At 44.7% G+C, this 23,969-nt stretch carries 24 protein-coding genes and 1 tRNA gene; 10 read left to right on the forward strand and 15 right to left on the reverse strand.

The window, feature by feature from the left end; translation table 11 throughout:
* Positions 1–77: 77 nt before the first annotated feature.
* The gene (locus tag CUJ83_RS11175; RefSeq protein ID WP_230742399.1) at positions 78–1,544 is read right to left on the reverse strand and encodes a fasciclin domain-containing protein; all 1,467 of its coding nucleotides are present in this window, start codon (positions 1,542–1,544) and stop codon (positions 78–80) included.
* A gap of 198 nt (positions 1,545–1,742) precedes the next feature.
* Between CUJ83_RS11175 and CUJ83_RS11180 the strand changes: the two genes are divergently transcribed.
* Positions 1,743–2,165 (forward strand): hypothetical protein, encoded by a 423-nt coding sequence (locus CUJ83_RS11180; RefSeq protein ID WP_230742400.1) that lies wholly within the window; start codon positions 1,743–1,745, stop codon positions 2,163–2,165.
* Between the two features lie 173 nt (positions 2,166–2,338).
* On the forward strand, positions 2,339–4,210 hold the full coding sequence (locus CUJ83_RS11185; protein WP_230742401.1) for a PAS domain S-box protein: 1,872 nt from the start codon (positions 2,339–2,341) through the stop codon (positions 4,208–4,210).
* 853 nt (positions 4,211–5,063) lie between these two features.
* On the opposite strand, the gene CUJ83_RS11190 is transcribed toward CUJ83_RS11185, so the two are convergent.
* On the reverse strand, positions 5,064–5,927 hold the full coding sequence (locus CUJ83_RS11190) for a DUF362 domain-containing protein (RefSeq protein WP_230742402.1): 864 nt from the start codon (positions 5,925–5,927) through the stop codon (positions 5,064–5,066).
* A 491-nt stretch (positions 5,928–6,418) separates the two neighbouring features.
* Positions 6,419–6,988, reverse strand: a complete 570-nt coding sequence (locus tag CUJ83_RS11195) for a ribbon-helix-helix protein, CopG family (protein ID WP_230742403.1) — start codon at positions 6,986–6,988, stop codon at positions 6,419–6,421.
* Positions 6,989–7,490: 502 nt separating this feature from the next.
* On the opposite strand from CUJ83_RS11195, the gene CUJ83_RS11200 reads away from it, so the two are divergent.
* The 6 genes from CUJ83_RS11200 (at position 7,491) to CUJ83_RS11225 (ending at position 12,930) form a co-directional block, all read left to right on the forward strand.
* Positions 7,491–9,170: an ammonium transporter gene (locus CUJ83_RS11200; RefSeq protein ID WP_230742404.1), complete on the forward strand. Its 1,680-nt coding sequence runs from the start codon at positions 7,491–7,493 to the stop codon at positions 9,168–9,170.
* Positions 9,171–9,172: 2 nt separating this feature from the next.
* Complete coding sequence (locus CUJ83_RS11205) at positions 9,173–9,511, forward strand: P-II family nitrogen regulator (RefSeq protein ID WP_230742405.1); 339 nt, start codon at positions 9,173–9,175, stop codon at positions 9,509–9,511.
* A gap of 72 nt (positions 9,512–9,583) precedes the next feature.
* Positions 9,584–9,754, forward strand: coding sequence for a hypothetical protein (locus tag CUJ83_RS11210; RefSeq protein WP_230742406.1), 171 nt, complete (start codon positions 9,584–9,586; stop codon positions 9,752–9,754).
* Between the two features lie 359 nt (positions 9,755–10,113).
* Positions 10,114–10,284, forward strand: a complete 171-nt coding sequence (locus CUJ83_RS11215) for an Em GEA1 (EM1) (RefSeq protein ID WP_230742407.1) — start codon at positions 10,114–10,116, stop codon at positions 10,282–10,284.
* Between the two features lie 255 nt (positions 10,285–10,539).
* Positions 10,540–10,983, forward strand: a complete 444-nt coding sequence (locus CUJ83_RS11220) for a DUF3795 domain-containing protein (RefSeq protein WP_230742408.1) — start codon at positions 10,540–10,542, stop codon at positions 10,981–10,983.
* 564 nt (positions 10,984–11,547) lie between these two features.
* Entirely contained in the window at positions 11,548–12,930 is a 1,383-nt protein-coding gene (locus CUJ83_RS11225) for an MDR family MFS transporter (RefSeq protein ID WP_230742409.1), read from the forward strand.
* A gap of 109 nt (positions 12,931–13,039) precedes the next feature.
* On the opposite strand, the gene CUJ83_RS11230 is transcribed toward CUJ83_RS11225, so the two are convergent.
* Positions 13,040–13,378 (reverse strand): rhodanese-like domain-containing protein, encoded by a 339-nt coding sequence (locus tag CUJ83_RS11230; protein ID WP_230742410.1) that lies wholly within the window; start codon positions 13,376–13,378, stop codon positions 13,040–13,042.
* Between the two features lie 239 nt (positions 13,379–13,617).
* On the opposite strand from CUJ83_RS11230, the gene CUJ83_RS11235 reads away from it, so the two are divergent.
* Positions 13,618–13,845: a DUF2769 domain-containing protein gene (locus CUJ83_RS11235; RefSeq protein WP_230742411.1), complete on the forward strand. Its 228-nt coding sequence runs from the start codon at positions 13,618–13,620 to the stop codon at positions 13,843–13,845.
* Positions 13,846–13,872: 27 nt separating this feature from the next.
* On the opposite strand, the gene CUJ83_RS11240 is transcribed toward CUJ83_RS11235, so the two are convergent.
* The 7 genes from CUJ83_RS11240 to CUJ83_RS11270 all read right to left on the reverse strand — a co-directional run bounded on the left by CUJ83_RS11240 (position 13,873) and on the right by CUJ83_RS11270 (position 20,213).
* Entirely contained in the window at positions 13,873–14,685 is an 813-nt protein-coding gene (locus CUJ83_RS11240; protein WP_230742412.1) for an SPL family radical SAM protein, read from the reverse strand.
* 2 nt (positions 14,686–14,687) lie between these two features.
* The gene (locus CUJ83_RS11245) at positions 14,688–15,980 is read right to left on the reverse strand and encodes an Nre family DNA repair protein (protein ID WP_230742413.1); all 1,293 of its coding nucleotides are present in this window, start codon (positions 15,978–15,980) and stop codon (positions 14,688–14,690) included.
* Between the two features lie 183 nt (positions 15,981–16,163).
* Positions 16,164–17,147 carry a polyprenyl diphosphate synthase gene (gene uppS, locus CUJ83_RS11250; RefSeq protein WP_230742414.1) on the reverse strand — a complete coding sequence of 328 codons (984 nt, stop codon included), beginning with the start codon at positions 17,145–17,147 and terminating at the stop codon, positions 16,164–16,166.
* Between the two features lie 5 nt (positions 17,148–17,152).
* Positions 17,153–17,470, reverse strand: a complete 318-nt coding sequence (locus CUJ83_RS11255; protein ID WP_230742415.1) for a DUF2551 domain-containing protein — start codon at positions 17,468–17,470, stop codon at positions 17,153–17,155.
* A 57-nt stretch (positions 17,471–17,527) separates the two neighbouring features.
* Positions 17,528–18,580 (reverse strand): radical SAM protein, encoded by a 1,053-nt coding sequence (locus CUJ83_RS11260; protein WP_439651969.1) that lies wholly within the window; start codon positions 18,578–18,580, stop codon positions 17,528–17,530.
* 110 nt (positions 18,581–18,690) lie between these two features.
* A complete protein-coding gene (locus tag CUJ83_RS11265; protein ID WP_230742417.1) occupies positions 18,691–19,944 on the reverse strand; it encodes a UbiD family decarboxylase in 1,254 nt (417 codons plus the stop codon).
* Between the two features lie 197 nt (positions 19,945–20,141).
* A tRNA-Cys gene (locus tag CUJ83_RS11270) sits at positions 20,142–20,213 on the reverse strand.
* Between the two features lie 254 nt (positions 20,214–20,467).
* Here CUJ83_RS11270 and CUJ83_RS11275 point away from each other — a divergent pair.
* A complete protein-coding gene (locus CUJ83_RS11275; RefSeq protein WP_230742418.1) occupies positions 20,468–21,211 on the forward strand; it encodes a HesA/MoeB/ThiF family protein in 744 nt (247 codons plus the stop codon).
* A gap of 50 nt (positions 21,212–21,261) precedes the next feature.
* On the opposite strand, the gene CUJ83_RS11280 is transcribed toward CUJ83_RS11275, so the two are convergent.
* From CUJ83_RS11280 to CUJ83_RS11295, 4 genes are read right to left on the reverse strand one after another with little or no spacing between them, the layout of a single operon-like run.
* Positions 21,262–21,789, reverse strand: coding sequence for a CcdC protein domain-containing protein (locus tag CUJ83_RS11280; protein ID WP_230742419.1), 528 nt, complete (start codon positions 21,787–21,789; stop codon positions 21,262–21,264).
* Positions 21,790–21,811: 22 nt separating this feature from the next.
* Positions 21,812–22,414, reverse strand: a complete 603-nt coding sequence (locus CUJ83_RS11285; RefSeq protein ID WP_230742420.1) for a UbiX family flavin prenyltransferase — start codon at positions 22,412–22,414, stop codon at positions 21,812–21,814.
* On the reverse strand, positions 22,399–22,758 hold the full coding sequence (gene lpdD / locus CUJ83_RS11290; protein WP_230742421.1) for a prenylated flavin chaperone LpdD: 360 nt from the start codon (positions 22,756–22,758) through the stop codon (positions 22,399–22,401). Before lpdD ends, CUJ83_RS11285 begins: the two co-directional genes overlap by 16 nt.
* On the reverse strand, positions 22,759–23,949 hold the full coding sequence (locus CUJ83_RS11295; RefSeq protein WP_230742422.1) for an HD domain-containing protein: 1,191 nt from the start codon (positions 23,947–23,949) through the stop codon (positions 22,759–22,761). It abuts the gene before it with no gap.
* Between the last annotated feature and the right edge of the window lie 20 nt (positions 23,950–23,969).

Raw genomic sequence — 23,969 nt, forward strand, 5'->3', positions numbered from 1 at the left:
CGGGCCTTTTTAATTTTTAGATAAAAAATCGGGGCGTATAAGCCCCATAAGACGGCCGAAACACCATTATTTTTTATTTATGCCCCCGTTATCAGTTTACTCAAGTCCTCCGTCCTCGCCCCCGCAGCACGGTATTTTTCCATCAATTCCCTATCCTTCGTATATATCGTGGCGTTTTTCTCCAGCGCCAGTTCAAGGGTACTGGAATTGAATGGATTCAAAGAGTATTTTTCTGAAAGCCTTCTCGCTGAGTCCATATCTCTGACATGGATAAGGTCCATATGAGCGTCGCGTACAAGGTCGACCATGTCCTTAAAGTTATTGTAGGAGCCTATGATGTATTTACGGATGCCTGCGAGCTTACTTTTATCAATGCTCTTTAGCTCGTTAACGGCCGATTCGTCAAATGTTATATTTTCAGCTTCGCCGTAAACGGCGGCAGCAGGAGCCCTGCGTTTTTCCAGTTCCATGGCTTCTTCATACCTTGATTCTCCCCTCTTTTTCATTATCCATGGGAGCAGGACGAACAAGATTCCTGCTATTAAAAGGCCTGCCAGAAGCAATCCGATCCAATCCAATAAAGTGCCTGTCCCCCTCGTGACCTGTCCGGGTGCCAGAAGAGCCTTTTCATCTTCAGGTATCAAAACGGTGTCTACCTTATGTATGATACCGTTCGAACATTCGAGGTCAGGGCCGGTCACTTTTGCATCGCCGACCATAATTTCCTCACCCTTGACACGGACCGGGAGTGTCTTTCCATCTTTGGTCTTGATCTGCTTCATATCCTTCAGGTCTTCGGCGGAATATTTCCCCGGCACAACATGATACCTTAGAACATTGCCAAGCCTCACTTTATCTCCGAGCCATGCCCGGACAGTGCCGAAAGGTAATTTATCAAATGCGGAATCATCCGGGGCGAACAGCGTATAAGGACCGGTGCTGTTAAAAAGATCTCCCATATCTGCCGCTTTCACAGCGCTGGACAATGTCGTCAGATCGTTCGCCGCTGAAAGCGTTTCGAATATCGTTTTTTGTGATGCCGCTGTCTGCTGGGGTATTAGCACTTTGTCTACCTTAAATATGATACCGTTCTTTGAATCGATGGGGGACCCGATCACTCTTGCACCGTCGACCATTATGTCCCCGTCGATAGTCTTTATTTTAAGAGACCTTCCATCGATAGTCTTGACCTCTTTCATCTTTTTCAGGTCTTCTGCAGTGTATTTGCCGGGCACGACATGATACTTTAAAACGTCTGTCATCATTTCCTTATCATCGGTCAGGGCTTTGACAGTCCCGATAGATAGTTTATCAAATGCCACATTGTCAGGAGCGAAAACCGTAAAAGGCCCCGGGTCGCTAAGAGTGCTTTCCATGCCGGCGGTATTTACCGCTTTTAGCATCGTGGAAAATTCACCCTTATTAAGTAACGTGTTATAAATAGACCTGTCTGCCATGTTATTTGCAGATTGGACGCTGATTGCCGTAAATAGCAATAACATTGTTAATAACAGTATAATTAGCGCTTTTTTCAATCCGTTCATCCCATACACCAAAAATATGATTACGCTGTAAAAAATAAACATTAATTGTGTTTAATAGTGAGAAATAGGGTTTTACTAAGGTTTTTAATAAATATTTTCTAGATTTTTCAAACATTAAAATTGATATCTCTTATTAAACATGATAATGCGATTTAATAGATAACTTTAAGCGCATAAATAATAACTATTGACTTTAGGATGACAATTACGAATAAAAAATGCTTATCATTGCTTTTTACCATAGCAGTGCTCACATTTATGTGCGGATGCATAGGCTCAGGCATAGCCAGGGGAGAATGGGGTGAGGTGGACGGCATAAAATGTAAAGTGGTAAATGTCGATACAGAGACCATAAAAGATAACAAGAATACGATAACGGTGATGCTCCAAAACACACGTCAGGATCCGGTCGAGTTTGGTACGGACTGTTTTAGGCTGAACGGAAAGGTCCAGGGCCAGCATTATACCCCGAAATCAGGCTCGATTAAGCTAAACCCCGGCGAGACTAAAGAGTATGAGCTGGATTTTTCAATGGTCCTGTTCGGAAAGGGAGCATACGAGTCGCTGGAGTTCCTCGGGCCTGATAAGGACGGGTCAGCGAAATATAATTTAGACCAATGATATCCGGATATGGCCAGTATTGGATCATAAGATAAATTTAATTATGGTCATTCTCTTAAAAATTTTTTACATATGATTATAATATTGACAGAAAACAATTTAATGTAATTGTTTAATTTATTAACAATAAAAAACCAATATATAGTAAAAACGGCTATTAATTCGTGATATTTGTGTTCCAGGAAAAACAGGGCGGCACCGTTAAGGACGATGAAAAAACCAGGGATGAGCTGATCGGGGAGATCAGGGTTCTCCGGGAACAGATAAAGAACCTGAGCGAACTTAATGAAAAAAGCAGACAGGTAGAGGAAGAGTTAAAAAGTTCTGAAGAAAAATTTAAGGCCCTTTTCGAATATGCCCCTGACGCTTACTATATTAACGACTTGAAGGGTAACTTTCTCGACGGCAACAGGGCGGCGGAGAAGCTGATAGGATATGACAGGAGCGAGCTTATCGGCAAGAATATGCTGGGACTGAGAATATTGCCGTTCAATCAGATCCTTAAAGTCTCGGGCATTTTGGCCAAAAACGTAATGGGAATCTCTACGGGGCCGGATGAGATCGACCTTTACAGAAAAGATGGGGCGCATGTTACAATCGAGGTCAGGGCCATTCCCATAAAAATGAAAGGACAGCTTGTGGTCCTGGGTATTGCAAGAGACATTACTGAACGCAGAAGCTCGGAATATGCCCTTCGAGAGAGCGAGGAAAAGTTCAGGGTGCTATCCGAGACGTCGATATCAGCCATATTTTTACACAGGGGCGAAAAACTGATATACGCCAATCCTGCCGCCGAAAAGATGACCGGATATTCTAAAGAAGAGCTTCTGAACATGAAATTTTCGGATATTGTGCACCCGGACTTTAAAAAGCTCGTGGAGGATAGAGCATATTCCAGGCTGCAGGGAAAAAGCGTACCGTCAAGGTATGAATTCAAGATCCTCACAAAGAGCGGGGAAGGAAGATGGGCGGACGTCACTGCCAGCATCATAGAATATAAGGGTAAGCCTTCGGTAATGGCGACGATATTCGACAATACGGAGCGTAAAAAGGACGAGGAGGAACTGCAGCTCACGCAGTTCGCCATTGACAGGTTCAAGGACGCAGCCCTTTGGATAGCTCCTGATGCCAGCATATTGAACGTGAATATAAGGGCCTGCGAGATGCTGGGTTATTCACGCGATGAACTGTTAAAGATGAAAATTTTTGATATAGATAAAAGTACCAAAGAAAAGAGCTGGAATAAATGCTGGAACCATTTGAAGAAAATAAGATCATCGACAAAAGAGCTGGAGTACATAACAAAGGATGGTGTAATATTCCCGGCAGAGGTAACGGCCAATTTCCTTGATTTCAACGGCAGGGAACTTAATTTTGCCATAGTAAGAGATATAACGGAGCGTAAGCGGGCGGAAATCCAGATCTTAAAGTCGCTTAACGAAAAAGAGGTGCTCCTTAAGGAGATCCATCACCGCGTCAAGAACAATCTTCAGATCATTTCAAGCCTGCTGAACCTGCAAAAAGAATATATCAAAGATAAGGAAGCTCTCGACATCTTTATCGAAAGCCAGAACAGGGTCAAGACAATGGCATTGATACATGAAAAACTATACCAGTCCAATGACCTTGCCAGGATAGACTTCAATGAGTATCTAAAGGGACTGACAGCATATATGTTCAGATCTTATGGCATTGATAAAACTGTTATTGGATTGGACATCAGTGTAAAGAATATTTTCTTAAACATTGATATGGCAGTGCCTTGTGCCCTGATAATCAACGAGCTTATCTCGAACAGCCTAAAGCATGCATTTCCCGAAGACATGAAAGGCGAAATAAACATCGAGATGTCGATGAATGGCAGTATGAGCCTGGTCTTCAGCGATAATGGAATAGGTTTGCCGGATGGGTTTGATTTCCGGAATACGACATCACTGGGTTTTCAGCTTGTGAACGTTTTGACTGAACAGCTAAACGGGTCGATAGAGCTGGATGGCCGGAACGGCACTAAATTCACGATAGAGTTCCCGGCTTTTATCGAGTAAAGGATTAGCAGTCATTTCGAAAGTTATCGTGTTTTATAGCGTCTTAATTCAGGATGCGAATGATGCGAGGTCAATCTCATTTTTCCACTACAAAATCTTTGATGAGCGGGGTCTTGCTCAGGTTTTAAGAATGAAAAATGTGTCTTACTAAACGGTCTTTGAGATGAAGTTTTTATGGTTGTGCCTGTCGGATGGCAGGTAAACACATAACCTCACAGAAACACGGAAACACAAAATTTTTTTATGATCTTTTAAGTGCACAAAAAGCACTAAGAATTTACTCACTAAACCTCTAAGGCTCTAGTATCACCGTCAACGCTCTAACACCTCTAACGCTCGGCTCAACGCACTAACCTCTCTAATTCACCAACGCTAAAACAAGACCCGAACATTCCCCAAACCACAAAAGTTCAATATCCCGGTTTGTGTTCCCCTTGACCTGTAGCAGGGATATATTTGTCGTGTAAGCGTCAACCGTGCAGTTAAAATTTAGTGTTTTTGGAGAATGTTCGGGTCTTGTTTTAGCGTTGGTGACTTAGAGCACTTCGAGCATTAAGCCGTGCATTAGAGACTTTAGTGCGTTGACGGTGATACTAGAGCCATTTGTGGTTTGGTGAGTGAACCTTTGGGTTTTCGTGACCTTAAATTCTAAAAAAAATTTGTGGTTCTGTGTTTCTGTGAGGTTACGTGTCTGCCTGCCATCCGACAGGCACAACGGCAGAACATCGATCCCATAATAGATGTTACATGCAAATTTTTACAGAGACCATTAAAAAGTTTTTCATGGGAATGCACAATGACGACAAAGGTCATTAAGAATCCTTAAAAATGATATGCATCCCGGAACATCTCATCAGGTTTTTGCCTGTACTTCTCGACGTAATTCTTTTTCTATGCCGGAGCAGATATCTTCTGCATCCTTATTTACCGGTATGATTTCCATATCATTGTATCCCCGGGCTCCGATACCCAGATCGGCGGCTCTTTTGATCTGCTCTAGCTGGAAGACACTTCCGCCGGATATCTCAGGAGTGGTCCCAAATGATCTTAGTACTGCAACCCCTGTGGCATCAATAGCTACTCTATCGACGCTGCCGATCATTATTCCCGGCTCTATCAATTTCCCGGCTTCAGGGCCGCCATTCGAGAATGCTTTAATGCCGTCCATAATGACAAATGCGGACTTATAGGCAGTATTGATCTCGGCTATCATCAGCCTTTGATATTTTGAGCTATGAAGCTCGCCCATATAATTGTAACCGTCATCGGGGTCATATTTTGCGACCATGCCTACGCTGTTCTTAAGGGACATGGTAAAATTGCCACCGAACCTGTGTGTTTTCAGGCAGCAGGTCTGTACGATCGCGTCGGCTTCCTTAAAGACGCGGGGAAATAAAAAACCTCTTGCCCAGTGGCTTCCTTCAGGGTTTTCCTTGATCCAGTCGCCGCTTTTAAGCTCGTCCAGTATCACTATGTCGAAACCTTGCTTTTTCGCAAGATCTGTCACACCCATTTCCCGAAGGACTACCCGCGTGATACCCATGCCGCTGCGTTCCGGCATAACGATGCCGGCCGCATTATCTTTTAAAGCATCGATAATTGCTGAAAGAGTATCCAAATGAGTCGAAGCGGGAAAAGGGTCTGCGCTGTTAAAATTAGCTTTTATGGCGACACGTTTACCGGATAGCGCATCGAGGCTAAAATATTTTAGTAACAAATTTACCCCTTTTGCCCGATCATCTGTCTTTATGACATAGACTTTTGACCTGTTACCCGCAGGCAGAAGTAATACCTCCTCTTCTATATCGGTCTTTTCTTATGACACCGGATCAATAGATAGAGATTTACATTACATAGTTAAAATCATCATGGAAAAAAATAGCGTACGAGACCATACAATATGCTTAGATAATGCCCCATGTCGTTAAGCCAATACAAACACGCTTATTTAAGAAGTCTTTACGGACCTTATTTATTATAGAATTAAGCATTCAGGCATTAATGCCTTAACAATTAACAGCATGTTGATCCATAAAAAAAGTCCATGACATAAGACTATTTTTGTATGGCTAAGACTCTGGCGGAACAACAGGACGAAATGATATGGTCGGGGACCGAGTTCAGGGAGACTATACAGGGGTTACTGGTTCGTAGTTGTATCGCCGGCAATTCGTAGTCAGTATAAGTAAAGCTAATTAAAACCGGCCCTTATTTAATTATTACAGGCTTATCTTCTTTCTCCAGTATGACCCTCAGTTTCGAATAATCCTCTTTTATGTCGGCTTTTACACCTATACCGTCAAAGGTTTCTTCCAGGAACTCTTTTATGAAACGGCGCTGAGACCCGGGGCCCGTAAGTAAAGTATATTCATGGTCCGAGCCGTTAGACCTGCTGATCTTGTAAAAGTTACAGGTCTCAAGCCTCTTCATTATCTCTTCCGGCGTCATGCTTTTTTTAGAGAACTGCTCAGCATGGGACTGCGCGATCTCTTTATGCGTTTTCCAGAATGTATCATTGTCAGCAAGGTTATCCACGAGGTTGAGGAAAAGCATCCAGTGGTCAACGTCCAGTATAACATGTTCGCCTTCGCCGAGAAGGTTTACGTACTGATTTACTTTTATACGGTCATCCTTATCGATAGCCCTGTTATCATAATAGAACCTGACGGCCCGTCTTATGAGCTCGCTTTGAGAGACCTGCTGCTCGTCTTTCAGGTCTTCGAAATACTGGTATGTTCGTTCATCAAAAGAAATTGTAACCCTTATAGGAGACTTCATTGGAAGTATATTGCCTTCTTCAAGTATATTAACTTTATTAATTAGGGGTGTATTTTTGATCCCGAAAGGTCAAATTTTATGATATTATAACAGGTAGATTATGAAATTCGCTTAAAATTATTAAAATAATATATGCCGACATTTAAACAAATTCCAGAAAAATAAGTGTTTGTAGGCACGCCACATACAAATTCTTAATTTGAGTGTTTTTTCCTTAAGATACGTGAAATTGATAAAAAGTAATGTGATAATAATAAATATTATATTCCAAATTTATCTTTTATAACAATATTAACTTATAAAAACACTATAAAATAACAAAATAATTTAAAATTATACCACATTGATAAAATAAATTAAAATTATGACGAATATTAAAAAATCATACGTTTTATGAACGTTTATGAAATCAAAATTATGAGTTAATATTATATATGAGTTATAGGAATTTCTTATCCTATGGTGATGCTTGGTGCATAATTATAAAGCTCATAAACCCATCATGTTCGGATTATTACTTTTTGTTCTCATGGTATTGCTTGTCCAGCCCGCATCTGCGGGATCTGATGCAGGCGTCTCACAGGAACAATTCTCGATGCTCACAATGCTCGTAGGAGTTATTTTCTGGGCAATAATGTTCGCGATCATATTCTTTATGCAGTCCGGTTTCATGCTGCTCGAGGCAGGCTCGGTAAGGTCGAAGACCGCAGCACACATCGGTGCTAAAGTAATGATCCAGATAGGTATCGGCATTATAGTATTCTTCTTCGTAGGGTTCGCAATAAAGGGATTCGCATGGCCTGTTGCGTATATTCTACCCTATTCGGCGACACTGGCGGATGGCTCAAGCTGGAGCGGTGTGCTGGCGAACCTGCCAGGAGATGCGATAACAGGAGCGGTCGGCTGGGCCCTCAGCTCTACCTCGGCCCTCCCGTGGACGTTCATGGCAACTCCCGACATGTACATCTGGGCGTTCCTGGGTTCGCTCGTGTTCATGCTCACTTCCCTTGCAATACCGGGAACAGTTTTTTCCGAAAGGATGACTTTAAAGGGTCACGTATTATTCGTGATCGTTTATGCTGCATTAATATACCCGGTATTAGCCTGGCTGATATGGGGCGGCCTTGCCGGAAGCCCGCTGATAGATCCCAATAGCGGTATCCTGCAGACGGTAAACTCGATTTTTACGCCCGCGGTTGATTCGGAGCTGGGACAGAAGCTTATAGAGTACGGAATGGTAGCGGACGCGACCGGTAAACACTTCTATGCGCCATTGACCGATTATGCAGGCAGTATGATCCATATACTGGGAGGTATCGTCGGCCTTATCGGAGCATGGTACCTCGGCCCCAGAATAGGAAAGTTCATAGACGGCAGGGCTCAGGCGATACCCGGTCACAACATCCCCCTGGCAGTATTTGGAGCGCTACTTCTCGCGTTCTGTTTCTTTGCGTTCAACGGAGGTTCGGCCATAGCCAACTACTTCAGCGGACCATTAGGCGAAGGTGCCGGTGTAAGGGGATTGTATATAGCGGATTATATTTTCAGCGACCTCTGGTGGGTAGTGATCGTCACTACAATGTCAATGGCGGGCGGCGTGGTCGGATCGATGCTGGGCTCATCAGTATTAAAGCTTAAGCCTGATCCGCTGGTAATAGCAAACGGAATGCTTGCAGGCCTCGTCGCCATATGTGCAGGCACCGGTTTCGTGCACCCCGTCTATGGGCTCGTTATAGGCCTGGTCGCCGGATTCCAGTTCCCTCTAGTGTTGAGGTTCGTGGAAGAAACGCTGAAGATAGACGATGCGATCGGTACGATACCTTGTCACACGATGTCCGGCATAGTAGGCGTATTAATGGCAGGGATCTGGGGCCAGTTATTCTGGTGGGGAATCATCCCGATGGACTGGGTACACCCGGGAGGGAGCATGATAGGAGGCTCGTTCATACCAACCATAGGCATCCAGATAATCGGCATACTGATATTATTGATATGGGCCATCCCAATCGGACTGGCCGCGTTCTGGGTAATAGACAGGCTTGTCGGCGCAAGGGTAAGCAAGCAGGATGAATTGTGCGGCCTGGACATAGCGGAACATGGTGTGACCGCATATCCTGAGTTCAACAGCAAGCAGACGGACACTTGCCCGAAAACGGTAGAATTTGATTCAGAGGAGGCGTGATCATGAAGAAGGTCGAAGCGATAATCAGACCAACTAAGTTTGAGGACCTTAAGAGGGCTCTTGAAGCGGCCGGATTCCATAGCATGACCGTTACGGAGGTCAAAGGAAGAGGCAGGCAAAAAGGCATCGTACAGCAGTGGAGAGGCCAGGAATACAGGGTCGACATGATCTCAAAAATAAAAGTAGAGATCATTGTCGATGATGACCGGGTGGAAAGTCTGGTATCCACAATAGTCGATAACACCAGGACTGGCAATATCGGGGACGGTAAGATCTTTATCATACCCGTAGATAATGTCGTACGCATACGTACCGGAGAAAAGGATGGAGAGGCTCTTTAATGAGCCATCCTTATTTTTTACAGGTGGTCAAATCAGGAAAATATAAGTATCCTACGTCATATCTCAGTTATCATGAGCTATGATATTAACCGGATAGTCCAGATATTTTACATTATAGGCTTTATACTGTTGATGGTAGGCAGTGTATGGTTTTATTCCAGAGGGGATAATGTTGGAATGATGATCAATATTATCGCTGCGATATTAATTCTGATAGCTTCATATTTTAGATTCAAAAAATGATCCACTTTTTCACACCATTTAATTTTTTATACATGGCGACAAATGAGATCGCTCAAGTAAACAGCAAAGCATGCAAAGGCGACAAAGTAACATTAATATTTCACCACAAAGCGCACAAAGACGAACAAGATTGAAATATCTTAAATTATAAATCTAAAATACGTTATTAATTAAATATTGCCATATTAATAAATTAAATCATTAATAATAAGTCCATTTATCGATATAGTAATTTATTCTAATTAAAAGAGCCTCGAATCCTCTTTGTATACATCTTTTCATTTAAGTAGGCAATTATACTATTTTCGCAAGATAATTTGATTAATATATAGTCTAAAGTTGGAAATTAGGTGATACCAATGGCTAAAAGAGAAGAACGTGGAGAGATGACAGTAAGAGAAGCCGGAAGAAGAGGCGGGGAGACCACAAAGAGGACTCACGGGCACGAATTCTATGTTCAGATCGGCCACAAAGGAGGTCAAAAGGTAAGAGAGCTCATAGAAAGGGGGAAGGAACAGCAGCGCGAATAAAGATAAAGCGCTGATATAAGGCGGTCCAAAAGGGCCGCCATAAACTCCCGATATATTCGATCGATCAAAAACGAACCATATAACAATAAAAAGATATCTCGATAATGAAGATCAGGCTTTTTTGTATTCATCAAAGAGATACAGTCATTATGCAAGGCCATCATGACCTTATTTTTACCCAATTATGCAATTTAAATCTTGAGATACCAGAATAAAAAGAAATGTTTAAGTACATATGCCCCTACTAGAAAGCCGATGGACGACAGGCAACTGGCAGGTATTTGCGGCTTATATTGCGGCTGCTGTATAATCTATAGAGCTTATCACGACGATGATACGGAACTGACAAAGACGATCGCCGCAGGCCTTGGCATAGAAACCGGCAAGGTCAGGTGCGATGGATGCAGGTCGGAAAATAATAACTGCTGGACGGGTGAATGCGAATTCAAATCCTGCTCGGCGAAAAAAGGGGTCGAGTCATGCGCTTTTTGTGATGAGTTCCCCTGTAAGACCCTGAAAAAGTTCAACAAGAATAAATCGCCACACCACCATACATCCATAGAGAACCTTAAAGAGCTAAAAGAAAAAGGCATGGATAAATGGCTCGCGGACCAGGAAAGGAAATGGCTTTGCCCGTCATGCGGTATCACGCATACTTTCTATGATACTGAATGCAGATACTGCGGCCACAACTTCTAATTTTTTTATACCTGCGACAAATGTTTTTGCGTATGTGATCACTTTTGTCTCAGGGCTTTATTACTGCCTGTATACAATCCATAATTGGTCAAAATTAACACAAAGGCAACTAAGGGCACGGCTTTTTTCACCACAAAGCGCTCGAAGGGCTTAAGGGTCCGCATTTTTTTTTAAAATATGATAACATTTAAAAAGAAGTCCTTTGTGTACCCTTGAGCCCCTTATGCGCTTAGTGGTGGAAATTGGTGTACCTTGTTCGCCTTCCTGCGCTTCGTGGTTAACAAATTAGTGTACCTTAATCGCCTTCGTGCGCTTTGTGGTGAAAAAATTAGTCGACCTTTGAGCCCTTTGTGGTTAAATTGTGTAATCTTTTGTAGCCTTGTATAACAATTTATTTGGAACAAATCCTAAAAAACAGGGCCCTGTGCGATGTGATAATCCATATCACGATTACTTCATATACATAGAAGCGTTTCTAGTTAACTGGATAGACCTTAATCGTCGATCAAAAGACCTTAAATGCCATAACGATGGCGTATAGGCAGAACCGCCTGACGAATACTTTTGCAGAGCACTCTCATTTGCTTTAATTGCAAATATCACAAGATCGATAATAAACGATCTCAAGCTGGCGATCATATGGTAAACATAATATCAAGCTTTAAAGACCTGAGGACAAAGTTTGACAGGCAGGTATGGCTGCTGTTCGCAGGTATGATAATCAACGTATTGGGAACATCGCTGGTGATGCCCTTCCTGTCCATCTACATGTATGAGAAGATGAACATATCAATGACTGAGATAGGTATCGCGTTCTTCATCGCGACGGTGATGGGGGCCATATCGGCATACATAGGCGGAGCCCTGTGCGACAGATATGGAAGAAAGCGATTATTCATGATAGGGCTGATATTCCAGATACTGGCATATCTGCTCATTAGCGTCTCGATAGACTTTAAAGTGTCATATATCGGCATGGTCATGGTATTGACCGTGGCGTTTTTCATAGACGGGCTATACCGTTCGGTCCCGGAAGTGATGGTCGCTGACGTGGTACCTCCTGGCGACAGGGTAGAAGCATACGGCTTGCTAAGGATCGGAGCCAACCTCGGCTGGGTCATAGGCCCCATGCTAGGCGGAGCTCTCGCATTGTTCGCCATGTCATATTCTAGCATGTTCTATGTGACGGCATTCACGACATTCGTATATTTGCTCCTGGTCGTGTTCATGCTAAGGGATACTAAGCCGTCGTCGTCTGATAGCCGCTTGAGCTTCAGTGATGTGAAGAGGATAGTCCGGGATACGCCTTTCCTGTTATTTTGCATAATATCGCTGCTGATAGTCATCCCGTACTCCCAGATGTATTCGCTGCTATCGGTATACTCGTCAGCTTATATCGGGATGACAGAATTTGAGATCGGCCTGTTCTTCTCACTAAGCGGGATAATGGTCGCGACGATGCAATACCCGCTATCGCTGGTCGTGAAAAGATACAGGATGACGATGGCGCTGGCATTGTGCTGCGTAGTCTTCGCCCTGGGGTTCGGGATACTGGCGCTGGCGAAAATAAACCTGCTGGTCTATTTTAGCGTAGCAATTATTACGGTGGCGGAGATGATATGGTCCCCGGCATCGGCCACATTGCAGGCGAACATGTCGCCGGAAGACCGCAGAGGCAGGTACTTTGGGTTCAGCGGACTGGTATTTACGATGGGCTTTGCGATAGGTCCGTTGTTCGGAGGAGTTCTAAAGGACTCGTTCGAATATAATACCCAGTATATGTGGCTGGCAATATCCGGCATATTTATTGTCGGCTTGCTGCTATTCATGGGTTTGAACAGATATATACCCAAAGATAAGAATGTCGCAATGGTAGCCGTAAAAGATGAGGAGGCCGTCATTAAGGAAAAAGGAATTCCGCAGATAGAGGTCCCGAAGGCTGAATGACACACTATTCAGCCTTTTTGACCATACAATCTGTCCGGTATCCTGAAAAGGCTTTATTGTAAGGCTAAAAATAAATATCGGTATAAAAGCCAAATTTTAATCGGTGTCTTTAATAATTATTTTCGGTCGGATTCCCCTTTTCTGCCCACTCTTTAATGCCGCCCCGATATATCATGACATTCTTGAATCCCTTTTCAATGAACTTTTTAGCAGCGATCGTGCTTGCGGAACAATCATATCCGCCGCAATAGATTATTACCTCCAGGTCTTTGTCAAAGCTATTGATAAGCTCTTCAACCTCATTCGCAGGTATCGGCACAGCGCCCGGAATATGTCTTTCTGTGAAGTTGGTTAGACTGCGTGCGTCGGCAAGCAAATAAGGCTTTCTGGTCTTCATTCTCTTCTTTAGCTCATCGATGGCTATAGTACGCATCTGTTGTTCATACAAATCCATCACCTGATGAAATCTTGATTGGATGATAACGTTAAAAATATCATGTCGATTAATGTCGGTTATTTTAATAATAAACAAAATGTGAACGGCTTTAATTATCGTAGAAAATTGATCAGTATATGATAGCCTGCCATGTGCATATGATCGTTTAAGGTTTTTTAGTTCCAGTTATGCATGCGCATAGAATTATATATTTTAAACAAAATAATTAATATAAATGGTTGGGTGACACGATGTTCGTCGAGAATAGCGAGAAAAACAGGAATATATGCCGGTCATATTGCGGTACATGCCCCAGTTATGACAAAGAATGCGGGAAACTACTCTTCTGCTCATTAGGGAACATCAATACGGAAATAGCGAAAAAAGGATGTAAATGCGGCATGTGTCCGGTAGCGATAGAACATAAGCTTGACGGGAGCTATTATTGTATACATGGAAACCTGGATACGTTCGGTTAAATATATCCTTGATTTCCATATTTTTATTTAATAGTTAAACTCGCACGGCATATCCAGTTTCTCACAAATAAGTCTCATATCATCTTTTATGGATAAAAAGAAGCCGCTATCCCCGAATAAAGCTGACCTGCAGGCATCCAGCACTCCTATATCTTTATCCTTAAGATGATCCTCCAGTGCATTCCACATACCGGGCCGTAACCTCAGACGGTCGAACATGACTCTTTTTGCCCCGGCTTCTTTCGCGGAAAGTATGATGCTTTCAAGTCTATCCCTGTCAATTATCCCGGGCACTGCAGGGCCGATGAACGCCCATGTGTCTATATTTTCATCCGCCAGGACCCTCATCGCCTTTAATCTTCTGCTCACTGGCGGTGCCCCCGGCTCTATCAAAGAGCTTGATATATCGTCAGCAGCAGTTATTGTAAAACCGACTTCTTTTTCGCTAAACTCTTTAATGATATCCATGTCCCTTAATATAAGGTCCGATTTAGTCTGTATGCAGATAGGAAAGTCTTTAGGTAAAAGCACGTCAAGACATTTTCTTGTCAATTCCAGCTTTTTTTCCAGCTTTTGATACGGATCGACTACGGTGCTTATGCCGATAACTCCCCTGGGGGCCTTTCTTATCTCACGCTCAAGCACTACGGGAATATTCATCCTGGCCGCCGTAAACGTGCCCCATGGCTCACTGCCCTGGTAATGTAACGTGTATGGCGCATAACAATAGATACACGCATGCTCGCAGCCCATATACGGGTTTAATGAATAATCAAGCCCTTTGAGGGTTGACGGGCTTAGAGCTTTTTTACAGGTTATCTCAGTATACCTGACGCTCAAGTTCAGCCACTCCAAAAATCCGTCAGCCGTTTCTGGAAACGGGAATCCTTCAACACCGCGCTGTTAAGGGTCCATCGTTTGATAGGAATGTCGAATCTTGTCTGTATGTACATAAGCGCCCCCTCCAGCGTGTTGAATGATGAGTACGGGCCTTTCAGGGCGTTCCTTACATTCTCGCGGACGTTCCAGACACCTACAGGCATGATATATCCCGAATGGGCCTCACGCAATATGACGACTTTTGCCTGTCTCTTTTCTTTTAACAGATATTCTGAAGTTGCCAGCCTGGCAGCATAGTAGCATCCGCCTATCGAAGCATAAGTGTTCCTTCCTTCGTAGCCCTCATGGTCCGATATGATCATTATTTCCCGGCCCGCGGGATTCCAGACGGTGTCGGGATACCATGCCTCCACGAGCTCATAGCTCCACGGTTCCGGTGTCATAAGGACGATAAAACGGTTATCCAGCTGCCAGCTTTCAAAAACGCGATATTCGTTGATCAGAGGAAGCTGCCTTACCTCATCCATCAGCGTTTCGGATATGATGCTGTCAACAGCCGTAATGCTCTGTCTCGTAGGCACGATCTTTCGTGATCGCTTATGGCCGAAGGCGCCCATGCTGAACGCTTTCTGTATCCGTGTCACGAGAGTGTCATTATCATACATTTCCAGTACTGCATCCCTTGACCCCAGGTCCGTGTCATAATGGGCTTTCTCTATACGTTGATCCAGCCGGAAATTACCTATCTCGACGCTTTTCAGAGGGGCCGAAGGGCCGAAGGGCTGTACCTCGTCATCAAGCTCTATCCTGCCATACGGCTTTTTATAGAACCGGGCGTCGGTATCCACCGGGTCGGAAGACATCGATAAAAGAAGCATGTCATCCACTATCTTCCCGAATTTTTCAGGGCGCTTAACGTTGACCTTGAACAGCCCCCTTACGAGCGAGCTCCTGAAACCGACTATGTCATCGATGGTCTTCCCTATCCATCTCTCAGGCGTATCCATCTCGCTGGTATCGCCGATGACCGGCGGGACGAGCGGCCCTATAGATACCTGCGGATAACCATGCCTGCCGACAAAAACTCCCGGAGCGGAGCCGTAAATGGAGGAAGAGTCTATCTTCGGCATATTTTTTAGCTTCGCATAAAACTTTACAAGTATGGGACATCTTTCTTTTGCGCACAGCATTTTCGTGCCTTTACACGCGACACATAAAGAGCCCTCACGCTCTCCCAGGAGGTTCTTAGAATGACATTCTTTGAATATATGCTGTGTCTGGCCTGGATCTAACATAAGCTGATAAGGATTTAGTTTCGGATGATATAAAGGATATCAGTGAGGATTGAAAGTATTCCCTTTTTATTAATGATATTCTCTACTGCGTTTTTAACAGGATGTTAACAGCGTCTATCTTCTCCCAAAAGATAACCTCAAATAAAACTTTCTTAAAACGAATAATAGATATGATGTTAAAGATCAAGAGCTCGCTTTTACGATCTCTTTCATTACCAGAGGGTTTTTCATTATGGCCTCTGCTTCCTTCAATGTTATTTTTAAGGCTTCGGACAGGTCATTTTTAAGCTCGTCTTTCGAGAAGCCGCCGTTATGGCGCTTAAGTTTAACGACCTTTACTGCCTGTTTGATCTTATGCTCCTTTTCACGGATCTGGTAGGTGCGGATAGCCCTCAGGAAATCGATCTTCCTGAATTCCGGCCAGAACGGGGCGCAAATATATATCCCGCATTCATTACCGCTTGACTGCCAGGGGAGGAAATTCGACGTGCGCTCGTCTCCGCCTGTCCTGATGATGAGATCGACCTTTGACTTTGGAGTCTTATCAAGGTACAGGTAGTCGTCCACCATATCCTCGTTAACGTCCGCAGGCTCGATCACGTCCGACTGTATATCCCTCGCCATCTTTTTAGCGCCGTCTACGAGCTCCTGCCTTCCGCCATAGGCTATAGCGACGTTAAGGAACATGTTATCATACTCCGATGTTACCTCATCGGTCAGTAGGACCTCTTTCTTGACGTCCTCGGGCAACATTTCTATGTCACCCATATATCTTACCCTGAGCCTTGACTTATGGGTCCTCGGGTTCTCGCGCGTTTCCTTGAACTTGGCCTTCATGAGATCGAATATCGCCTTCTTCTCACCTTCCGGCCTGTTGAAGTTCTCCGTAGAGAAAGAATAAAGAGTAAGCTGCTTAACTCCGAGCTCTTCACACCAGTTCAGTACCCTTTCTGTCGCATCGGCGCCATATTTATGGCCTTTCTCGGTGGATTCACCGATCATCTTTGCGAACCGACGGTTTCCGTCCTGGATTATAGCTATATGCTGAGGTATCGGGTTTTTAAGGACCTCTTTCATGATGGAATGCTCATACCATGCATACAGGATGGGTATGCGCTCGTACCATCTTGACAACAGGAGGTTCCTTAAAACAGATTTTAGCTTCATAGACTTTACTGTGTGTCTTCCAGCGCCTCTTTGACGAGGTGCTTGTATTTTTCCTTTATGGAATACATGTTATGGTCGCCGGTGACATCAACGCTCAAAATACCGGTCTTGGACCCCATCAGGCCGACCATGGCCGGCGTGCCTTTGTTCTTAACGTCAAAGTTCTGTTCCCTGAGCTTTTCATCGATGTCCCTGGTCTCGTACGGTCCGCCCACCAGGAACATAGAAAGAACTGCCCGTCTGCGCCCGTCCTTATCCCTGCTTAAGTATTCTTTGATACGGCCCAGTACCATTTCGTCTTCAGAGCTATTCAGAGTCACCACTTCCAAAAAGTAAATAATGATCGGTATATACGGTTATGCTTAAATTATTTTTATCATTCATAAAGGTATTCTCTCCACGACCAGTCCATTCTCGAACGGATACCGCTCAACGATCGATCTTTCTATCCCGCCGCCCAGATCTTCCGCGATATCCTCTAATATCCACCAGGCGATCTCGATCCTGCCGGTGTCTTCATTATACTCGTACATGCCGGATGGAACTTCAACTTCCATTATTAATTTCAGCGCTGCAGCGATATTTCCGGTTATTTCTCCGTATATTATAGTTCCGTCATCGCTGATTTCATCAAACGGCCTTGCAACATTACGCGCTATCCGTTTTAGCCTTTCACGAAGCTGGATGGCGTCTTTAAAGCGAGAGGAACAATACCTAGTATTTGCTATGGTATTTAAAACTATCTCGTATCCTGTCTGTTCACTGCCCCTGACGGCATTAGATATATCATCCCTTAGCTCATATCCCCTTGCCCTCATCGCATCGCAGTTAGTGTCCGAAAATTCCAGCTCATTAAGGTTAAGGAACCCGCCAACATCCTTTACTGCTTTTTCGATCTCGGGAACGCTCTTTATGGCAGGTATCTCGATACCTGCGTCCATTCCGGCCTCTTTTGCGGCCTTTAAAGATGCATAATATCTCGTGTTCCGGAAGTCATCCCATTCATCTTCAGGTGGATGGAAACGGATCTCATCCAGCCCCGCATTTTTAAGCTTCTCCAGAACATCTATGTCCGGAGCCGTGCTCGTATAAAGATGAATATGATGCTGCTTGCCGAAAGCGTTTTTTAAGAGGCGGATATAATGAATAGTCCTGTCAAGCCTGATAAGAGGCTCGCCGCCAGTTATCCCGGTCCCCAGCGCATCCATCTGCCTGGCCTCGGCGATAACATCGGCGTCAGATCTCACAACCTTTTCGTTGGCATAAACTACATCTTTACCTTTTCTTTCCTCGGAGAGCGGACAATAAAAACAATCCCTGCTGCATATTCCGGTAATAAAAAGTACCATTTTTGCGCCCTGATGGCATAAACGGCAGCCTTCGCATAGTTTTGTATGGGCTGAGCCGGTGCCGTCCTCTTCCAGCTTGTTTATCATCTTAAGACCTGACGTTTGGACTTAATTGTTACCTTATGTTAAATATATTTTTATGTAGAAGACCTAAAAAAATTAAGTAAAAGAACAAAAAAGATATTGCAGGCTTTTTAGATCTTAGCCCGCTCAAACTTTTCACTGGCCTTTAATGGCTTCGTAGCATCTATACCCATTTTTGAAGTCACGTTATCTTCCGATACGGGATCCAGCGAACTTCCCCGGACATTGGATATTATCATAACGTCCCTGTCGGCTTTTACCCTTGTGGCCAGGGCGTATTCCACATCCATCGGGTCGAAGATGTTAATGTCGGAATCAACGACCACGACGTGCTTTAAGCTCGTATGCGCCGCGAATGCTGCCATGATGGCGTTCTTTCCATCCCCTTCGGTCTGCTTCTCTATCTGGACTATAGCATGAAGGTAGCAGCAGCCCCCTTCTGTGAGTACCACGTTCCTGACCTTGGTCACGCCACCGACCGCCTTATATATTAACGGCTCGTACGGGACACCCATTAAAAGCTTATGCTCGCTGCCGCCCGGGAGTATTCCGTGATATATCGGGTCCTTTCTGGTATACATGTTTGTCAGATTAATTATCGGCTCCGGCCGGATATGGTCGTATGAGCCGGTAATGTCTACGAACGGCCCTTCTTTAACCTTCTCTACCGGATCGATGCTGCCCTCCAGAACTATCTCTCCGTGCGGCACTTCAACGCCGTTATCAAGGGTGACCAGCTCGACGGGCTCTCCCTTCAGGGAGGACGCATATTCCCACTCCTTTCCTTCCGGGACTCTTGTGGACGCCGCGAACACGGTAACAGGGTCGACGCCTATGACAATACCCACCTGAAGAGGCTCGTTATGCTTTGCCGCCTCCCTGTGCATCACATATGTGTGCCTGGGCGGTACCAGCCTGGCTGCCAGAGTGGTATCGTTAACGACCATGAGCCGGTGAATCGAAGCGTTGACATTATCCTTATACTTCGATACGACTATGCCCGCCGTGATATAGGCCCCGCCGTCCTTTTTAAAATGCTTCATTATGGGCAGTTTTGACAGGTTTGCCTTTGACCTGACCTCGAACATCGGCGAATTATCGACATGTTTTACCTCGCCATCAAAAGAAGTTCCTGAGAGCTTATTGATGATATTTTCCGGGGTTACGCCCAGGGCTTTAGCAAATGACTCCCTGGAGTTCATAACGTTCATTGCAGCCCTGCGGCCCATACAGTCCTGGAACAGTATCGGGCGCTTATCCTGAAAAGCCATTTTCGGCGCCTCAAAAATGGGCGACACGGGCTTCGTGATCTCCAGGAGTTCGCCATCTTTCTTTAATTTTTCGATGAATTCTCTAAAACCCAACGTAATACCTCCTCAAGGAAGTGAGATGATCATGATTATCATCAGCCGGTGAATCAATACCCGCTATACTTGAAATATTTTTTTATCAAAGCGCATATGGCCAAAAAATAATAGTCCGTGAGCACTTTAAGACATTTATATAACGAATATGATAAATAGATAAACTTATCGGTGTTATTGAAATCAAAAGAAAAGGAAGCCAACGTCCGGACTCGAACCGGAATTACAACGCTCTGCAGGCGTTTGCGTAGCCACTCCGCCACGTTGGCATGTTAGTATGTTACATACCCCTTAAAGCATGTTTTGATATATAAGATTGTTGCTTAGAGAGGGGCATTTATATACATTTATTAGCCCACTGGATTATATTTTATTGCATGATTAAGGAATCACTACTATAAAATATCAATGAATAATATAATAATACTAATATATATAAATTTTTAATGGTTAACAAATAACTATCGTGACTTCCACCATATGAAAAATTATGTATTAGCAGATTACAATATAACTGGTTACCATGCAGGCCGGGGAATTATCAGGTAAAGAGATAAAGAGATATGACCGCCAGATCATCATGAGAGGATTCGGCGAAGAAGGGCAAAAAAAGCTTAAAAATACAAAAGTATTCGTGGCCGGATGCGGTGGCCTGGGCAGCCCCATAGCCGAATACATGGCCGTCGCAGGGTTCGGCAATATCGTCATAGCGGACATGGACACCGTGGATCTCTCAAACCTTAACAGGCAGATACTGCACTGGGAGAAAGATGTAGGGGTCTCTAAAGTCGTTAGCGGGCATGAGAAGCTCACACAGATGAACAGGGATATAAATATCGAGGCCTTTAACGGCAGGATCGATGAGAATAATGTCTACGACCTTACCCGGGACTGCGATATAATAATGGACGCCATGGATAATTTTGAGACAAGGTATCTCCTGAACAGGGCGTCCATAGAGCACGACATACCTTTGATATACGCCTCCGTATGGGGCATGGAAGGCAGGCTGACGACGATCATACCCGGCAGCACCCCCTGTATTGAATGTATTTTTCCGAAAGCCCCGCCGAACGAGATCTTTCCGATACTTGGCGCCACCGCGGGCGTGATAGGCGCACTGCAGGTGACAGAGGCGGTAAAGGTCATTCTCGGCATCGGTGAACCGCTGGCGGGAAGGCTGCTCGTGTATGACGGGGAATACATGGAATTCCATGAACTAAAGATCTGTAAGAACCCCGTCTGTCCCGTATGCGGTAAAAAGTAAATACTGGCCGGCCCATATCAGGCGTTTTTCTACAGATCTTTTTTACAGGCCTACTTTCCGGCACTCTTAAGCTCTTTGTATCTTACGTAGAGATAATATCGCCTGACAAGAATAGTGCCCAGTGATACCATTAGAAAGAACGAAATAAGGAGACCCGTGTCAAGCAGGTGAGAACCTTTCAGCAGGTCTTTCCCATACATCTTGACGATCAGGATACCCATCCAGACAGCGGTCCCGATCAGCGATCCTTTTACCAGGATATTGCCGTTGTCATCCGATCTCACCTTCATGAACTTTGAGATCGCATACCCTAAACCGCTTCCTATTGCAAGCCCGAACATTAGTATGATGATATTGAGCCATCCGCCCAGGATGTCGTTTAAGGAGACCATCAGCGTTAACGGGATCATGAATAAGGGCAGTAAAATAAATTTCTGTAATCTTAACTTTCGTTCTCTTAACTGTAACAATAAAACTATCCCTACTATCAGCAGGATAAAGGATGATGGCATCTGGTAGTCCTGTGCTCCGCCGGCAGTGATATTAGTGAATATCCCGGAATATTCGATAAGTAACATATTATATCATTTCACAATCCACTCATTTCTTTTTAGATGAGCTTTTTGGAGACGACCTTCTCTTTTTCGGTTCTCCCCATCTTTCAAAAATGTCGTTCTCGATGCCTATCTGGTCGAGTATTCTTCCCACGACGTTATCTATAAGATCGTCTATGGTCTTCGGCCTGTTATAAAATCCCGGACATGCCGGCATTATCGAGCCGCCCGCCTGTTTCACTTTTACCATGTTCTCAAGGTGGATAAGGTTCAGCGGCATCTCACGAGGCACCAGCACAAGCTTTCTGCCCTCCTTTAAGGCGACATCGGCAGTCCTGGCTATAAGCGTCTCCGCATACCCTGTGGCGATCGCGGATAAAGTTTTCATGGTGCACGGGACTATCACCACCGCGTCAAACTTGTACGAGCCGCTGGCTATGGGTGCCATAAAATCTTCTTCATCATAATGATAGGAAGCCATTTTTATCAGGTCTTCGACCTTAATGTCAGATTCGAACTCGATAAGCTCTTTAGCGTGCTTTGACATGACAAGATGGGTCTCGGCCTTTCCCTGTAAGACCTCCACAAGCCTGATGCCATACTGCACGCCGCTTGCGCCCGTCATTGCGATAACTATTCTTTTTTGCATAGCTTTTCCACCAGTTCTACGATAAGCTCTTCACAAATTCTGATCGCCGACGTTATCTCATCGGGCGTCATATTATCATAATGTATCCCGGCAACGACCACTACGTTCGATCTCAGGCTTTTTGAGAGCTTTTCAGCAGCATCCTTGGCAACACGGTCGTCCCTGTGCGATGGCACTGTTATCACTGAAGAGCTGGCAAGGCCGCCGGTGAAAGTTCCCACTGCGGCGGCGCCGATATGCGCATCGCCGCCCGTGATATACACAAGCGTGTCAGGGCCAAGCCTTACAGCGTTCAATATTATCGATACCCTTCCCCGAGACCCTTCCAGTACTATCCGGCCCATTTATGCGACCTCTAGCTTTGCCTGTTTTGCCACTTTTTCCACGTTGAAATAATCTCTGGCGATACCGGCCACTTTCTCGCGATGCTCAGGTAGCGTGTATACGCCCATACGCCAGTCACTGGCATAAGACTGCTCTATTATCCTGACGAGTTCGGATACGTTGTCCACGTATTTCAGCTGTTCGTTTTCCATCAGGACTTTCACGTTCTTCTCTTTGAACTCCGGCACCTTAGGTATGTCGACGAGCACATAGCCGCTGTCGATACCGGCAAGCCTGGCTATCTCGCTCTCGATCTCCTTATGCGCTTTGGCATATTTTACAATGCTTTTATCGACAAGGTCAAAGCCCACGTAGATGGCCCTCTTGAAAAGGTTCCTGTTATTAAGCCGGTCGATCATCTCGGAAGAGTACTTGTTGTAACCCCTCATCAGGACGTTCAGTTCGTAATCATCTATTAACTGCAGGTGCGTCGGGTCAAGATCGTTCTCCTGGATCGCCACGTCAAGGGCGTTCACGAACATCGCACCGGCTATTCGGCCGACATGATGGTTATAGACTGAAGGGTACATCAGGAACCTTGACATAAGGAGCGATTCCGCGGATTTTAGTCCCCTGTGGAAAAGCACGATATTATCGTCGTGGAACTTGAAGTTACGTAAAAGATGAGAATAATCGACCATCCCGTATGCGACGCCGGTGTAGTATGAGTCGCGTATAAGGTAATCCATCCGGTCTACATCCAGCGTTCCATTCACTATCTGCCCTATTTTCGTCTTTCCCATTATATGGCTGGAAATAGCTGAAGCCGATATGCCGTATTTATCAAGTATTGTGGAGATCTCCTCTTTTTCAAGAAGGAACTTTACGTCCATGTGTTTCCTTCTCGTATAAAACTCGATGATGTCCTCGGAATCATGTGAATACGGACCGTGGCCGATGTCGTGCAAAAGAGCCGCGATCTCGATCTCCATGCGCTCTTCCCGGGAAAGCTCTGCCGAGACCTTGCTCGCGAGATAATATGTGCCCAGCGAATGCTCGAACCTTGTATGATTCGCCCCGGGATAAACAAGGTTGGTCCAGCCCAGCTGCTTCACGTTCCTGAGCCTCTGCATAGTTCTTGTATCCAGCAGCTCTTCGATATAAGGGCTGATCTCTATATAACCGTGAATGGGGTCTCTTATGGGGCTCATAGATGTAAAATTGACACTGA

Source organism: Methanooceanicella nereidis (assembly GCF_021023085.1).
GTDB classification, from domain to species: domain Archaea; phylum Halobacteriota; class Methanocellia; order Methanocellales; family Methanocellaceae; genus Methanooceanicella; species Methanooceanicella nereidis.

Coding starts and splice junctions, on each gene's coding strand:
- CUJ83_RS11215 (WP_230742407.1), top strand. CDS start 10,114: ATGGCTAAAAGAGAAGAACGTGGAGAGATGACAGTAAGAGAAGCCGGA.
- CUJ83_RS11245 (WP_230742413.1), bottom strand. CDS start 15,980: ATGTTAGATCCAGGCCAGACACAGCATATATTCAAAGAATGTCATTCT.
- CUJ83_RS11195 (WP_230742403.1), bottom strand. CDS start 6,988: ATGAAGTCTCCTATAAGGGTTACAATTTCTTTTGATGAACGAACATAC.
- CUJ83_RS11235 (WP_230742411.1), top strand. CDS start 13,618: ATGTTCGTCGAGAATAGCGAGAAAAACAGGAATATATGCCGGTCATAT.
- CUJ83_RS11180 (WP_230742400.1), top strand. CDS start 1,743: ATGACAATTACGAATAAAAAATGCTTATCATTGCTTTTTACCATAGCA.
- CUJ83_RS11295 (WP_230742422.1), bottom strand. CDS start 23,949: ATGAGCCCCATAAGAGACCCCATTCACGGTTATATAGAGATCAGCCCT.
- CUJ83_RS11285 (WP_230742420.1), bottom strand. CDS start 22,414: ATGCAAAAAAGAATAGTTATCGCAATGACGGGCGCAAGCGGCGTGCAG.
- uppS (WP_230742414.1), bottom strand. CDS start 17,147: ATGAAGCTAAAATCTGTTTTAAGGAACCTCCTGTTGTCAAGATGGTAC.
- lpdD (WP_230742421.1), bottom strand. CDS start 22,758: ATGGGCCGGATAGTACTGGAAGGGTCTCGGGGAAGGGTATCGATAATA.
- CUJ83_RS11280 (WP_230742419.1), bottom strand. CDS start 21,789: ATGTTACTTATCGAATATTCCGGGATATTCACTAATATCACTGCCGGC.
- CUJ83_RS11220 (WP_230742408.1), top strand. CDS start 10,540: ATGGACGACAGGCAACTGGCAGGTATTTGCGGCTTATATTGCGGCTGC.
- CUJ83_RS11200 (WP_230742404.1), top strand. CDS start 7,491: ATGTTCGGATTATTACTTTTTGTTCTCATGGTATTGCTTGTCCAGCCC.
- CUJ83_RS11210 (WP_230742406.1), top strand. CDS start 9,584: ATGAGCTATGATATTAACCGGATAGTCCAGATATTTTACATTATAGGC.
- CUJ83_RS11205 (WP_230742405.1), top strand. CDS start 9,173: ATGAAGAAGGTCGAAGCGATAATCAGACCAACTAAGTTTGAGGACCTT.
- CUJ83_RS11175 (WP_230742399.1), bottom strand. CDS start 1,544: ATGAACGGATTGAAAAAAGCGCTAATTATACTGTTATTAACAATGTTA.
- CUJ83_RS11275 (WP_230742418.1), top strand. CDS start 20,468: ATGCAGGCCGGGGAATTATCAGGTAAAGAGATAAAGAGATATGACCGC.